The following is a 14,459-nucleotide window of genomic DNA, read 5'->3' on the forward strand; positions in this document are numbered from 1 at the left end:
ATAGTTAATAATTAATAATTAAACGAAAAACAGTTGACGGGAAATAGAACAAAGATGCATAAATAGGTTCACAGTGTAGTTTTTTCACACTAACGACAAACCGCCGCTGCACATTATTAATTATTAATTATCCATTATTAATTATTAATTAGTTTACATTCCCTTCATTTCGTCTGCCTTTTCCAGCATCAAATCCTTAGTCAAATCTCCGATTTCCTCTTTCTGGAAACCGGCCTGATAGTATTTCGCGGCTTTCTTGTAGTCGCCTTTCTTTTCGTACATCTGACCCAGTTCATAGTCGGCCAACATGGCTTTCGGGTAACTTTTGCGGGCGAGGTCTGAGAGTTTGTCGAATTCGTCGTAGGCTTTGTTCTTCAAGATCGCCGCTTCGATGGCCTTGAAATCATTGATCCTGATTTGCATTTTCGTTCCCAATACTTTCTCCAACAGTTCGTATTTCTGGACGAGATAATCCACGTAACCCGATGGCAATTTCACGATTTTGTCGTTGAATTCAACCGTGGAAATCGGCTGATAGACCGAGAAGAACTGGTACAACGCGCTCGGGATGGAATGCAACACCAAGGAATAATGCGACGCGCCCTTGAATTCATCGAATTTGTAATTCAGTGTCGGCTTGGCTATTTTCTTGGCATCGCTGTCGAGCGCCCGAATGCGTTCCTGCATTTTCTTGAGGTCGCCGTCGGCTGTAGATTGATAATAAAAAAGTGGCGTTTCGATGGTCGCCAGGCGTTCCGGGATGCGTTTTTCCATTTCTGCAGGCAATTCCGGACTCATCGAAATGTAGGCGTTGAACAGCGGCTGGTCTTTGTACAGGTAAAAATTCATGAAACCAGCGGTCACGTCGTGTCCTGCGATGATGCGAAACGGCGCAATACGGTATTGCTTCTCGACCGATGCCACGACTTCGCCGATGAACTCGAAGAAGCGCTCCCCTTTTTCGGACGGCAAGCCGGTTTCGGCATCGACGGTACAGTCTGCGTCGCGTGTTTTTTCCTGGTTGATGCCGACCACGATCATCTCGGGCAAGTCATCCCAATAACCGCCATAGGCCAGTGCGCCGTGAAAGGCATCGAACAGGTAATCGCCATCAAGCAACACGAGCAACGGGTATTTTTTGCCGGGATTTTTCTTGTAGCCTTCGGGCACGCTGATCTGGATGACGCGGTCTTCGTCCAGCTTTTGCGAATGGATGGTATCGGTGATTTTTTGTGAATAGCCCGAATAAAAGGCAAGGCAGAGCGCCAAGAGCAGCAAACGTTTCATAGTATTGGTTTTCGGTTGGAACAATTGCACCAGCAGGCGTTCAATTCGGGTTCGCCAATATATAAAATTATTTGTTACGATTTAAGACCGGCAGCAGGATGAACGACACCAATCCGAGCACGACAATGAGCAGTGTTTGCGATATCCAGACGAGCCAGCCGAATGCCGTTCCGGCCGTGTTGGACACACCATACAAAAGGAAAATCTGCGCAATCAGTAGCGGGAAAGCACCGAAGCCGCTGTTGGTGAAACCCATGGCCAGACTCCCGAACACAAACGCAATCATCACCGCGCCCAGCCGAATGTCGCTTGTCTCCGGTAGCGCGAAAATGGTGATGTAAAACATCATGAAATAGGTGAACCAGATGAAGAAGGAGTGGAACAGATACGGCCACTTTTTTTCCATGTAATAAATGCTCAACAAGCCTTCCGTCAGGCCAGAGACCTTGGTTTTCAATTTTTCGATGAGTGTCCACCGTGAATAAATCCAAATGACAATGAAGGCAATGAATCCAACGAATCCGATGACGGCCAGCCAAATCAGTTTTTCGACCGGAATATATTCGAGAATGAAATTCTTCAGCGTACGAAATTGAAACAGCAATGACACACATACGAACAGGAAGAATATCGCCAAATCCACGATGCGTTCGGCGACGATGGTTCCAAAACCCTTGGAGAACGGCACATCTTCGTATTTTTTCAAGATTACGGCGCGCGAAATCTCGCCCGATCGCGGAATGGTCAGGTTGATGAAGTAGGAGATGCAAACGGCCATCAGGTTGTTTTTAAAATGCGTCTGATAACCCATGTGCTCCAGCGCAAACTTCCAACGATAGGCGCGCGACAGGAATCCGAATAAAGCCACAAACAAGGAAAGCCCGATGTAGAAATAGTTGGCGGAAACAAAATAGCCTTTCATTTCCTGCAATTGCTGCGGCGTAAACTGGTTGTATTGGTAAACGATCAGCGCAAATCCTAGCGCCAATGGCAAGACAATCGACAGCCATTTGCTGACGATACTTTTCCAGGTTTTGGGTTGCTGTGGTGAATCGTCTCGAACCGCCTCGGCATCGGAATGTTCTAAAGCATCTTGCACGGCGGTCCGGTAATTATTTCAGGGAATTGTCTTTCTCGTTCGGGAATACCAAGCTTGGGCGGAACGATTTGGCTTCCTCAATATCGAGAATGCCGTATGCGATGATGATGATGATGTCGCCTTTGTGGACTTTGCGCGCCGCCGGCCCGTTCAACGTGATTTCGCCGCTGTAGCGATTGCCCTTAATAACGTACGTTTCAAGCCGCTCGCCATTGTTGACATTGACGACGGAAACTTTTTCGCCTTCCACCAGATTGGCGGCATCCATGAGCGCTTCATCAATCGTGATGCTCCCGATATAGTTGAGGTCTGCACCGGTAACGGTAACGCGGTGAATCTTTGATTTTACAACGTGGACTTGCATGGCGCAAAGGTAGTTAATTAAGTCAAAAGTCGAAAGTCAAAAGTCGAAAGTCAAAAACCAAGGGAATTAATTTAACGCAACGGTGTCGATAAGTCTTATTTTTCCTGCAAAAACAGCAGTGAACGCGCGGTAACTTTTGCCTGCTTCTTTTTCGGTTGCCGGTTCGAGCGTGGCTTCGTCTGCGATCTCGAAATACTCCAATTCAAAGTCCGGGTGTTTGCGGAAAGCCTTTTCGGCGTTTTGCTTAAGGGCCTCGATGCTTTCGGACGTAAATTCTTTTTTGGCCTGCAACAACGTCTGGTAGATGAATGCGGCTTCCTCGCGTAATTCAGGTGACAGCCGTTCATTTCTGGAACTCATCGCCAACCCGTTGGCTTCGCGGTGAATCGGGCAACCCACGACGTTTACGGGAATGTTGTATTTCGATACGAGTTTCTTGACGATTTGCAGTTGCTGGAAATCTTTTTCCCCAAAGTATGCATTGTCGGGCTGGACGATGTCAAACAAACGCTTCACTATGGTGCCCACGCCGTCAAAATGCCCCGGTCGGAAACGGCCTTCCATCTGGTTTTCCAGTCCGTCAAAATCAAAATGTTCAGACACGGTTTGGCCGCCATACATGTCATCTACGGTTGGCGCAAAGATGATAACGGAAGGGTTGAGCGTTTTTATTTTGGCGACATCTTCGTCTATTGTTCTCGGATATTTCGCCAGATCTTCGGCGTTGTTGAACTGCGTCGGATTTACGAAAATGCTGATGACCGTCACCTCGTTGTGTTGCAACGATTCCGAAAGCAAAGACAGATGCCCGCTGTGGAGTGCGCCCATCGTTGGGACAAAACCAACAGACTTGTGTTGGCGAAGCGATGCAAGGTGTGCCTTCAAGTCTGTCTGCCTGTTGAAAATGAGCATATTCAAAAGTTAAATGAGGTGCAAACTTAAGTTTTTTGTTAACAACGTCATAAAATTTCGTACTTTTGCGTGCTTTTAAAGCCATATAAAAACACCCGCATTGAAAATGGAGGATAAGAGGATATTGTATGTATCGTCAGAAGTAGTGCCTTACCTGGCCGAAAATGAGGTTTCCCTAATGTCATACGATGTGCCGAAAATGATTAATGATCAGGGTTGCCAGATCAGGATTTTCATGCCGCGATACGGTAACATCAATGAACGCAGGCATCAATTGCACGAAGTGATTCGCCTCTCGGGGATGAATTTGGTGGTGAACGACCTGGACATGCCGCTGATCATTAAAGTAGCCTCGATCCCGAAAGAACGCATCCAAGTCTATTTCATTGACAACGACGACTATTTTAAGCGCAAAGCCACGTTTACCGATGAGGAAGGCGTGCTATATCCGGACAATGACGAACGGGCGATTTTCTTTGCGAAAGGCGTCGTGGAAACCGTCAAGAAACTCAACTGGGTACCAGACATCATCCATGTTCACGGCTGGTTGGCTGGCATGCTTCCGGTCTATATGAAGCATTTCTATAAAGACGAGGCGCTTTTTGCTCAAACCAAGATCGTCACTTCGGTGTATGCGCAAGGTTTTGAAGGTACGCTGGACCAGGGTATGATCAACAAAGTAAAGTTCGATAATATTCCAGGCGATGCCATTGCAGACCTCCAGACGCCAGATTACGAAAACCTCATAAAAGTATCGGTAAACCACTCTGATGCAGTGATTATAGCGTCTGAAAACCTCTCGCCAAGTTTAACAAAATTTATAGAATCAACGGGTAAACCTTTTTTACCTTTCGCCCCGAAAGAAAAATTCGCGGAAGCCTATACTTCTTTCTACAAAAACACGGTGCTATAAATAAAATTGCTTGAACAAATGCGTGCTTCTTTTCTAAAAATTTTCTTTTTTTTTGCTGTTGTAGGATTTGCCGTTTCGTGCGATAAAGACTACAATGAAATTGGTTCCGGTATCGTTGGTGAAGACCATTTTGGTTTTGAAGTCGCGCTGATGCCGGTTTTGGCCTACAATCAATTCTACGGGACGGTACAAACCAGTAAAGCAACCACCAGCGTGGTGGACATGCCCATAAATGCTTTAGGATATTACAACAATTCCGTGTTCGGAAAGGTCAAGGCCAGCTTTGTAACACAGTTGGAGTTGGACGACCCGAACCCGACCATCGATCTAGACCTCGATCCGCAAATCGAGAAAGTGGAACTCAACATCCCATATTTCGCAACGCGTACAGCCGTTGACGACGACGGCAACAGCTTGTACGAACTCGATTCGTTGCAGGGCAGTTCCAAAATAAAATTGAGCGTATTTGCCTCAGGATATTACCTGCGCGATTTTGATCCGTCAACCGGTTTTCAGGAAGTGCAGAAATACTATTCAGACCAAGCCGATGATATTGCCGGCGCGGTTATTCCCGGCCGATTGAACAACAGTTCACAGGAAAAGCAAAACGACCAGTTTTATTTTGATCCGGCCGAAATAGTAACCTATACAACAAACGATGATGGCCTGCAGGTCGTGGACGAACGCCGCTCACCGGAAATGAGGCTGCAATTGCGCAACGACTATTTCCAGGAGAAACTTTTCAGTGCATCCGCGCAAGGAAAACTGGTGACCAACAACGTTTTTAAGGAATGGTGCCGCGGGTTGTATTTCAAGGTCGAGGAAGCCGCGGGCTCGCCCAATCAGGGCAGTCTGGCCAAAATGAATTTCAAGCAAGGAACCATTACGGTAACCTACACCGAAAAAGAAGACGAGGACAGCGACGTGCGTACAGATCCGAAGACGTTGGTGCTCAACTTGGCGGGAAATACCGTCAATCTTTTTGAAAATGAATACAATAGTAATTATCTTAGCCAAGTTACGGCGCCTGATTTAACCAATGGCGACAGCCGGATTTGGCTGAAAGGCGGCGCGGGATCGATGGCCGTGATCAAGCTTTTCCCGAGCGCGGACAACTATGGTTACGATGATGACAACGATTATGACACGCCAGACGATCCGAATATTCCTAACGTCTTGGTAGACGTGCCGAATAACGTTCCCGATGAATTGGACGAATTGCGCGAGAAGAACTGGCTGATCAACGACGCAAGTTTGTCGTTCTTTTTGGACGAAGACCAAATGAATCCAGATGTAGAAAAGCCGGCTTATCGCTTGTATTTGTATGATTTGAAGAATAAAAAGCGACTTGTGGATTACGATTTCGATGTGACAACCGTGAGTGGCGCGCCGCAATACAATAAGTTTGTACACGGCGGGATTTACATTAAGGAAAAGAAACGCTATACGATTAGGTTGACCAATCACATCCGTAATTTGGTGGATCGTGCCATCGATTCGGCCAACGTAGAACTAGGACTGGTCGTGACCGAAAGTATCAGCAGTACATACAATACCAAGTTGAAGACTGCCTTGCCGGGAACGGATTTGTCAGGAAGTATTGATGTGATTCCCGGAGCAGCAACCACCAGCCAGCGTGGCGTTGTCTTGTATGGCAGCAACCCGGCGGTGATAGACGAGAAAAGGCTGCAGCTTAAGATTTATTACACCAAAAAAGAATAATACTATGTGTGGAATTGTAGGTTATATTGGCCATCGGGACGCGTACCCGATCGTCATTAAAGGACTGAAAAGACTCGAGTACAGAGGCTATGACAGCGCCGGCGTCATGTTGTGTGACCAAAGCGGCATCAAGGTTTCCAAAACCAAGGGCAAAGTCACCGATCTGGAAGAGCGCGCAAAAGAAATAAGCCAATCCGGAACCATCGGCATGGGCCATACCCGTTGGGCAACCCACGGTGTTCCGAACGATGTGAATTCGCATCCGCATTTGTCTAACTCGGGCAATCTCGCGATCATCCACAACGGCATTATCGAAAACTACGAACCGCTCAAGAAAGAATTGATCAAGCGCGGATACGTTTTCAAATCAGATACAGACACCGAAGTATTGGTGAACCTCATCGAAGATGTCCAGAAAAAAGACGGATTGAAATTGGGAAAGGCCGTACAGGTGGCGCTCAATCAAGTGGTTGGCGCTTATGCCATCTGTGTGTTCGACAAAAACAAGCCCGACGAAATCGTGGTGGCACGTTTGGGTAGCCCGTTGGCTATCGGCATCGGGAAAGACGAGTTCTTTATCGCTTCCGATGCTTCACCATTCATCGAATATACGTCTAACGCAATCTACTTGGAAGACGAAGAAATGGCCATCGTCCGTTTGCACAAGCCATTGAAAGTGCGCAAAATCAAGGACGACAGTTTAGTTGATCCATACATTCAGGAACTGAAAATGAACCTCGAGCAAATCGAGAAAGGCGGTTACGACCACTTCATGCTCAAGGAAATCTACGAACAACCGAGCGTCATTAAAGATACGTACCGCGGAAGGCTTCACGCCAACGACGGCATCATCCAGATGGCTGGCGTAGAAGACAATCTTGAGAAATTCCTCAACGCAGACCGCATCCTGATTGTGGCTTGCGGTACGTCGTGGCATGCCGGTTTGGTGGCCGAGTACATTTTCGAGGAGTTTGCGCGCATTCCGGTAGAAGTGGAATACGCTTCCGAATTCCGTTACCGCAACCCAATCATCAACGCCGGAGACGTCGTCATCCCGATTTCACAATCCGGAGAAACCGCCGATACCTTGGCCGCCATCAAGCTCGCGAAAGAAAAAGGCGCTTTTGTGTTCGGGGTTTGTAACGTAGTTGGCTCTTCGATTTCAAGGGAAACACATGCAGGCGCTTATACGCACGCTGGTCCTGAAATCGGTGTGGCCTCGACCAAAGCCTTCACGACACAAATCACCGTTTTGACCATGATTGCACTGCGTCTGGCCAAAGCCAAAGGCACGTTGTCCAACTCAGATTTCCACAGGTATTTGCAGGAATTGGAAGTCATACCTGACAAAGTGGAAGAGACACTCAACACCAACGACGTGTGCAAGGAAATTGCCGACAAGTTCAAGGACTCAACCAATTGTTTGTATCTCGGGCGCGGCTATAACTTCCCGGTTGCCTTGGAAGGCGCACTGAAATTAAAGGAAATTTCATACATCCACGCCGAAGGTTATCCGGCTGCCGAGATGAAGCACGGCCCGATCGCGCTCATCGACGAATCGATGCCGGTCATTGTCATCGCGCCAAAGCAAGGCCACTATGACAAAGTCGTGAGCAACATCCAAGAAATCAAATCCCGCAGCGGCCGCATCATTGCCGTGGTGACCAAAGGCGACGTGCAAGTGCGCGAACTGGCGGACTACGTGATTGAAATCCCGGAAACCTCAGACGCTTTGTCGCCGCTCGTGACAACTATTCCGTTGCAACTCTTGTCTTACCACATTGCGGTGATGCGCGGATGCAACGTAGACCAACCACGTAACTTGGCCAAGTCGGTCACGGTGGAGTAAGTTTAAATTCGATATTTTTATGGAAAGCGGGCGTTTGTCCCGCTTTTTTGTTTTAAACACCTGTTGAAAAATTAACGATTTTGCATAAAACGCAAATTTTATATGTACGCATACTACTTTATGCCACACAATCGCAGTAAGTGTTAATGAAAATTAAAAAAAATATCAGATAATGAATAAATCACAACATTTTTGATAATTCGATAAACATTCAATTTAAAACGGGTGTATTTTATATGTCAATATTATTTGTACATTGGCGATATAAACTAACTAATCCCTTTAACCAAATGAGAGTGTATTTGCTTATTTTGTCACTGTTCTTCTGTGGCATGATGTCGGCGCAATCGGTTTCCGGAACTGTAAAAGATTCCAACGGGCTGCCGATTCCAGGCGCGAATATCAAAGTAACAGGCGAAGAGACGGCGACGGTTTCCGACGACAGCGGAAATTTCACCATCAACAAAAAACCGCCGTTCAGCATCGAGGTTTCCAGCATCGGCTTTGCTTCGAAGACGGTGAACGTAACCGGCAGTACCGTAACGGTTTCACTGGCCGATGAAGAAACAAAACTCAATGAGATTGTCGTGTCGGCTTCAAGAACGCCTGAGCGTGTGCTCGAATCGCCGGTCACCATCGAAAGGATGAGCGCCGCCGATGTCAAAGCGACTTCTTCTCCGACGTTCTACGACGGGCTTGAAAACCTCAAGGAAGTACATTTCAACACCAGTAGTTTGTCTTTCAAATCCATCAACACCCGTGGTTTCGCAACCGTTGCCAACACGCGTTTTATGCAGCTCGTGGACGGCATGGACAACTCCTCGCCGGCACTCAACTTCGTACTCGGCAACCTTGTCGGGCTTAACGAACTGGACGTGGCGAGCGTAGAATTGCTGCCGGGCGCGTCTTCTGCGCTTTATGGGGCGAATGCGTTCAACGGTATTTTATTTATGAACAGCAAAAGCCCGTTCACCAATGAAGGCGTTTCGACGTATTTCAAATACGGGAAAACGTATCAGGATGCAGCCGGTACTAACGATTATTACGACTTTGGTTTGCGTATGGCAAAAGCCTTCACCCCACATTTTGCGGGTAAGGCCAACATCAATATCATCAGGGCGACGGAATGGATTGCCGCAGATTACAACAGCACCACTTCCGGCGGTAATGATCGCACCAACCCTAACTATGACGGATTGAACATCTATGGCGATGAGGTCACGACTTTTATCCCGAACGTGGGCCAGGTGAGCCGTACCGGTTACGCAGAGCGTTTCCTCAACGACAACGACATCAAAAGTGTCAAAGCAGATTTCTCGGCACACATCAAGCCTTGGGCAAATGACTTTGAAATTATCGCACAATATAAGGTAGGTTTCGGTAACACGATTTACCAAGGCGCAAACCGTTACGCTTTGAAAAACTTCCTGATGCAACAAGGGAAGATTGAGGTCAAGAACCGCAATTTCTTTGTCAGGGCTTACGTTACCGACGAAGACGCAGGCGATTCATACGACATGCGTTTCGCGGCCTGGAACATCAACCGTTTGGCCAAAACCAATACGCAATGGTTCACGGATTATGCAACGGCGTATCAACTGTCTAGTGCCGTCTTGGGCCTTGACGCGCAAAGTGCAGCGAATTATTCACGTACTTTCGCAGACACCAACGTTTCTCCGGGATTGCCATTGGTTCCTACCGGCGGCGGTTTGCCACAATTCCAGCCTGGTACTGCGGCGTTCAACAATGCTTTGGAAACCGTGACCAACGACCCGAACCTGACCACCGGCGCGAAGTTTAAAGACAACTCCCGCATTTACCACTCAGACGTTAACTACAACTTCAAGGAAGTGATCAAGTTCGCCGAAATCATGATCGGCGGTTCGGCGCGTCAATATGAGTTGAATTCTGAAGGGACAATCTTCACCGATACAGACGGCCCGATCCGATACGAAGAATTCGGTATCTATACACAGGTTACCAAGAAATTCCTCAAAGACGAAAGATTGAAGTTCACCGGATCGGTGCGTTATGACAAGGCGAAATTGTTCGACGGATTCGTGTCGCCACGTGTTGCCTTCGTGTATTCGGCAGGAAAAGACAAAGTCCACAACTTCCGCGCATCATACCAAACAGGTTTCCGCAACCCGACCACCCAGGATTTGTATATCGGTCTTGACCTTGGCCCGTTTGCGTTGATTGGCTCGGCTTCAGACAACTTGACACGCTATGTCGAAACGCTCCCGACAAGTGTTGCTGCACAGGCGCAAGGTTTCCCGGCTGAAGTTACCCTGACAGGAGAAGATGCCTACAACAATGCTTACACGCTTCGTTCGGTAACGGCTTTCGCAGCATCGGGCAACCCTGCCGATCTCCAAAAAGCAAACATCAGCCTGATCAAACCTGAAAGGGTTCAGGCGTTCGAAGTGGGTTATCGCTCAGTAGTCAATAAAGACCTTTCGGTAGACATCAGCGGCTACTACAACATCTACAATGATTTCAACAACTTTACGCGCGTCATCACGCCTTATTATGGAACCGTAGGTTCGGTAGAATCGTTTCAGGCTTTGGCCAACGGCGACCGTAGGGTTTACCAAGTGTACACCAACACAGAATCGCAAATTACATCGCTTGGCTTCGGCGCAGGCATTTCCAAAAAAGTCTACAAGGATTTCGAATTGGGCGTCAACTACAACTACGCCGAGTTCCAGTTCGACCAAGAAGAAGATCCAGATTTCGTAGCCGGTTTCAACACGCCGAAACACCGCTTGAAAGGCTCGTTCGGAAACCCGAAAGCATTCAAGAATTTTGGTTTCAACATCAATGTACGTTGGAACAGCGAGTACATCTGGCAATCATCTTTCGCAACAGGTGTTGTTCCTGAAAACACGGTGCTTGACGCACAGATCAACTACGCGATTCCAAAGTTGAAAACGGTATTGAAAGTTGGCGCTGCTAACTTGTTCGGCGAAGATTACATCCAAGTGGTTGGCGCGGGCCAAATTGGCCAACAGTGGTTTGCATCGATTACCATTAACCCATAAAAATTAAAGAACCATGATAAAGAATTATAAATGGCTGCTCTTGCTCTCGCTGACCATTGCGGCCTGTAGCAGTGACGATGATGAAGGCGGAACTGTAGATGAACCCATCACGGCAGGTTCGGCCGACTTTTCAAAATATGTAGCGTTGGGCAACTCGCTCACCGCTGGTTTCTCAGACAATGCCTTGTTCAAGCGCGGACAGGAAAATGCCTACCCCAACATCATGTCCCAGCAATTTGCGCTGGCCGGCGGCGGCACGTTCACGACGCCGTTCGTGGGCGATGACAACATCGGCGGGTTGTTGTTGGGTGGCACACAAATCCAAGGGCCGCGTTTGGCGATTCTAGGATTTTCGGGCAGCACGCCAAATATCGGAAGCCTTCCGGTTGCGCCAGTAACAGAAGTGACCAACCAGTTGACCGGGCCATTCAACAATATGGGCGTTCCGGGTGCCAAGAGTTTCCATTTGATCGCGCCGGGCTATGGCAACGTGGCCGGTGTGGCAACAGGGCAAGCCAACCCATATTACGCACGTTTCGCTTCATCGTCATCGTCCACGATCTTAGGTGATGCAATGGCACAAAACCCAACGTTTTTCTCGCTCTGGATTGGCAATAACGACGTATTGGCGTATGCTACTTCGGGCGGAACCGGAACCAATCAGGTGGGCAACCTAAACCCGGCAACTTATGGCCCGAACGACATCACCGACCCGGGCGTTTTCGCTAACGTATATAGTGGTTTGCTTGATGGCATGACGGCCAATGGCGCGAAAGGCGTGGTTGGCAATATTCCTTACGTAACAACGATTCCGTTCTTCAGGACCGTTCCGTACAACCCGGTGCCGCTTGATGCCGCGACGGCTGCTCAGCTGAATGCCGGATTCGCTCCGTACAACGGCGGTTTGCAGGTGGCAGCAGCCAACGGATTGATTTCTCCGGAGGAAGCCACAAGGCGTACGATTTCATTTCAGGCCGGCGCGGGCAACAAAGTTGTTATCGTTGATAGTTACCTAACCAACTTGGCGGGCTTGAGTTTGCCTTCTTATCGTCAGGCGACTGCTGAAGATTTGATTTTGCTTACGGCACGCAGTTTCATCGGTACAACAGTAGGCGGAAATCCTGCAGCGGTAAACGGGCTATCAGTGCCATTGGCCGACAGCTGGGTATTGTCTAAGGACGAAGTGGCCGAAATCAAGACTGCAACCGATGCCTATAACGCGTCTATCGCGACTTTGGCTGATTCTAAAGGATTGGCCTTGTTTGATGCCAACTCGCTGTTGCAGCAAGTGTACAACGGTGGCATCCGTTTCGGGAATTACCACATGTCTGCGTCATTCGTGACCGGCGGTGCATTTTCACTTGACGGTGTTCACCCTGGCGCTCGCGGTTACGCACTCATCGCCAACAAAATGCTTGAAGCCATCAACGCCAAATACGGCTCGAACTTTAAGGGCGTGGATCCTGCGGATTACCAGATCCAGTATCCGGCCCAACTCTAACCTCACTCTTTACGTAAAAAGGCCATTCCCTAGCGGAATGGCTTTTTTATTTTTGGCCAATCCATACGATATTTTTCAAGATTGGCCATCGGCGCAAAGAATAGTGCAAATGGGTGATATTTTTTTATCAAAAAGTTATTGATTTTTTATTTTAAAAAGCTACCTTTGCACCCGAAAATGAAGCCGTTGAAAAACAGGCTTTAACAATCTCAAACAGCTATTTAAATAACATAAGCAATGTCAAAAGTTACAGGAAAAGTTGCGCAGATCATCGGCCCGGTTGTGGACGTGGTTTTCAGCGGTAAGGATGTTGAGCTTCCTAAGATTTACGATTCACTCGAAATCACTAGGGAAGACGGTACCAAACTGGTATTGGAAGTACAGTCGCACATTGGTGAAAATACCGTTCGTACCATTTCGATGGACTCGACCGACGGTTTGAGCCGTGGCTACGAAGTTGTCGCTACCGGAAACCCAATCCAGATGCCAATCGGCCCGGACGTTTACGGCCGTCTTTTCAATGTAATCGGCGACGCTATCGATGGCTTGGGCGACTTGCCTAAAGCAGGTAACGACGGGATGCCAATTCACCGTCCGGCCCCGAAATTCGAAGACCTTTCTACTTCATCTGAAGTACTTTTCACCGGGATTAAAGTAATTGACTTGATCGAGCCTTATGCAAAAGGTGGTAAAATTGGTCTCTTCGGTGGTGCCGGTGTAGGCAAGACTGTATTGATCCAGGAACTCATCAACAACATCGCAAAAGGCCACGGCGGTCTTTCCGTGTTCGCCGGTGTAGGTGAAAGGACGCGTGAAGGAAACGACTTGTTGCGTGAGATGTTGGAGTCTGGCATCATCAAGTATGGTGACGATTTCATGCACTCTATGGAAAACGGCGGCTGGGATTTGTCTAAAGTAGACAAGCCGGGTATGCGCGAATCCAAAGCGACTTTCGTGTTCGGACAGATGAACGAGCCGCCAGGAGCACGAGCACGTGTGGCTTTGTCAGGACTTTCTATCGCGGAGTATTTCCGTGACGGAGCCGGTTCAGATCAAGGAAAAGACGTACTGTTCTTCGTTGACAATATCTTCCGTTTTACACAAGCAGGTTCAGAAGTATCTGCACTCTTGGGCCGTATGCCATCGGCGGTAGGTTACCAGCCTACACTCGCTACGGAAATGGGCGCGATGCAAGAACGTATTACATCGACCAACAAAGGTTCCATTACTTCTGTACAGGCGGTTTACGTACCTGCGGATGACTTGACCGACCCGGCGCCGGCAACAACATTCGCCCACTTGGATGCGACCACCGTATTGTCCCGTAAAATCGCCGAGTTGGGTATTTACCCTGCGGTTGACCCGCTCGATTCGACTTCAAGGATTTTGACTCCGGAAATCTTGGGCGATGAGCACTACGATTGTGCACAACGCGTAAAAGAAATCCTCCAAAAATACAAGCAATTGCAAGACATCATCGCGATCTTGGGTATGGAAGAATTGTCCGAAGAAGACAAACTCTCCGTATCACGTGCGCGTCGTGTACAACGTTTCTTGTCGCAGCCGTTCCACGTGGCCGAACAGTTTACCGGTATCCCGGGCGTTTTCGTTGACATCAAGGACACCATCAAAGGATTCAACATGATTATCGACGGTGAACTGGATCACTTGCCGGAAGCGGCGTTCAACCTGAAAGGTACCATCGAGGACGTTATCGAGGCCGGACAGAAAATGTTGGCGGAAGCTTAATAAATGGTGAATTGTAAAT

The 14,459-nt window shown here is 48.2% G+C and carries 10 protein-coding genes; 6 read left to right on the plus strand and 4 right to left on the minus strand.

The window, feature by feature from the left end:
* Positions 1 to 153: 153 nt before the first annotated feature.
* From ACM9J1_RS04150 to panC, 4 genes are all read right to left on the minus strand, one after another.
* A complete protein-coding gene (locus tag ACM9J1_RS04150) occupies positions 154 to 1,287 on the minus strand; it encodes an alpha/beta hydrolase-fold protein (RefSeq protein ID WP_415580676.1) in 1,134 nt (377 codons plus the stop codon).
* Between the two features lie 67 nt (positions 1,288 to 1,354).
* A complete protein-coding gene (locus tag ACM9J1_RS04155) occupies positions 1,355 to 2,386 on the minus strand; it encodes a lysylphosphatidylglycerol synthase transmembrane domain-containing protein (RefSeq protein ID WP_415580677.1) in 1,032 nt (343 codons plus the stop codon).
* Positions 2,387 to 2,399: 13 nt separating this feature from the next.
* Positions 2,400 to 2,750: an aspartate 1-decarboxylase gene (gene panD, locus ACM9J1_RS04160; RefSeq protein ID WP_415580678.1), complete on the minus strand. Its 351-nt coding sequence runs from the start codon at positions 2,748 to 2,750 to the stop codon at positions 2,400 to 2,402.
* Positions 2,751 to 2,816: 66 nt separating this feature from the next.
* A complete protein-coding gene (gene panC / locus ACM9J1_RS04165; RefSeq protein WP_415580679.1) occupies positions 2,817 to 3,662 on the minus strand; it encodes a pantoate--beta-alanine ligase in 846 nt (281 codons plus the stop codon).
* A 106-nt stretch (positions 3,663 to 3,768) separates the two neighbouring features.
* Between panC and ACM9J1_RS04170 the strand changes: the two genes are divergently transcribed.
* The 6 genes from ACM9J1_RS04170 (at position 3,769) to atpD (ending at position 14,440) form a co-directional block, all read left to right on the plus strand.
* Entirely contained in the window at positions 3,769 to 4,575 is an 807-nt protein-coding gene (locus ACM9J1_RS04170) for a glycogen/starch synthase (protein ID WP_415580680.1), read from the plus strand.
* Between the two features lie 18 nt (positions 4,576 to 4,593).
* Positions 4,594 to 6,297, plus strand: a complete 1,704-nt coding sequence (locus tag ACM9J1_RS04175; protein ID WP_415580681.1) for a DUF4270 domain-containing protein — start codon at positions 4,594 to 4,596, stop codon at positions 6,295 to 6,297.
* Positions 6,298 to 6,301: 4 nt separating this feature from the next.
* Positions 6,302 to 8,146, plus strand: a complete 1,845-nt coding sequence (gene glmS, locus ACM9J1_RS04180; protein WP_415580682.1) for a glutamine--fructose-6-phosphate transaminase (isomerizing) — start codon at positions 6,302 to 6,304, stop codon at positions 8,144 to 8,146.
* 290 nt (positions 8,147 to 8,436) lie between these two features.
* Positions 8,437 to 11,190 carry a carboxypeptidase-like regulatory domain-containing protein gene (locus ACM9J1_RS04185; protein ID WP_415580683.1) on the plus strand — a complete coding sequence of 918 codons (2,754 nt, stop codon included), beginning with the start codon at positions 8,437 to 8,439 and terminating at the stop codon, positions 11,188 to 11,190.
* Positions 11,191 to 11,203: 13 nt separating this feature from the next.
* Positions 11,204 to 12,691: a G-D-S-L family lipolytic protein gene (locus ACM9J1_RS04190; RefSeq protein ID WP_415580684.1), complete on the plus strand. Its 1,488-nt coding sequence runs from the start codon at positions 11,204 to 11,206 to the stop codon at positions 12,689 to 12,691.
* 237 nt (positions 12,692 to 12,928) lie between these two features.
* Positions 12,929 to 14,440 carry a F0F1 ATP synthase subunit beta gene (atpD, locus tag ACM9J1_RS04195; protein ID WP_415580685.1) on the plus strand — a complete coding sequence of 504 codons (1,512 nt, stop codon included), beginning with the start codon at positions 12,929 to 12,931 and terminating at the stop codon, positions 14,438 to 14,440.
* Positions 14,441 to 14,459 lie beyond the last annotated feature (19 nt).

The organism is Flavobacterium longum (assembly GCF_965137575.1).
GTDB classification, from domain to species: Bacteria; Bacteroidota; Bacteroidia; order Flavobacteriales; family Flavobacteriaceae; genus Flavobacterium; species Flavobacterium longum.

Bases quoted from the DNA above. Each gene is read 5' to 3' on its own strand.
- panD (WP_415580678.1), bottom strand. From the start codon at position 2,750: ATGCAAGTCCACGTTGTAAAATCAAAGATTCACCGCGTTACCGTTACC.
- ACM9J1_RS04150 (WP_415580676.1), bottom strand. From the start codon at position 1,287: ATGAAACGTTTGCTGCTCTTGGCGCTCTGCCTTGCCTTTTATTCGGGC.
- glmS (WP_415580682.1), top strand. From the start codon at position 6,302: ATGTGTGGAATTGTAGGTTATATTGGCCATCGGGACGCGTACCCGATC.
- atpD (WP_415580685.1), top strand. From the start codon at position 12,929: ATGTCAAAAGTTACAGGAAAAGTTGCGCAGATCATCGGCCCGGTTGTG.
- ACM9J1_RS04190 (WP_415580684.1), top strand. From the start codon at position 11,204: ATGATAAAGAATTATAAATGGCTGCTCTTGCTCTCGCTGACCATTGCG.
- ACM9J1_RS04185 (WP_415580683.1), top strand. From the start codon at position 8,437: ATGAGAGTGTATTTGCTTATTTTGTCACTGTTCTTCTGTGGCATGATG.
- ACM9J1_RS04170 (WP_415580680.1), top strand. From the start codon at position 3,769: ATGGAGGATAAGAGGATATTGTATGTATCGTCAGAAGTAGTGCCTTAC.
- panC (WP_415580679.1), bottom strand. From the start codon at position 3,662: ATGCTCATTTTCAACAGGCAGACAGACTTGAAGGCACACCTTGCATCG.
- ACM9J1_RS04175 (WP_415580681.1), top strand. From the start codon at position 4,594: ATGCGTGCTTCTTTTCTAAAAATTTTCTTTTTTTTTGCTGTTGTAGGA.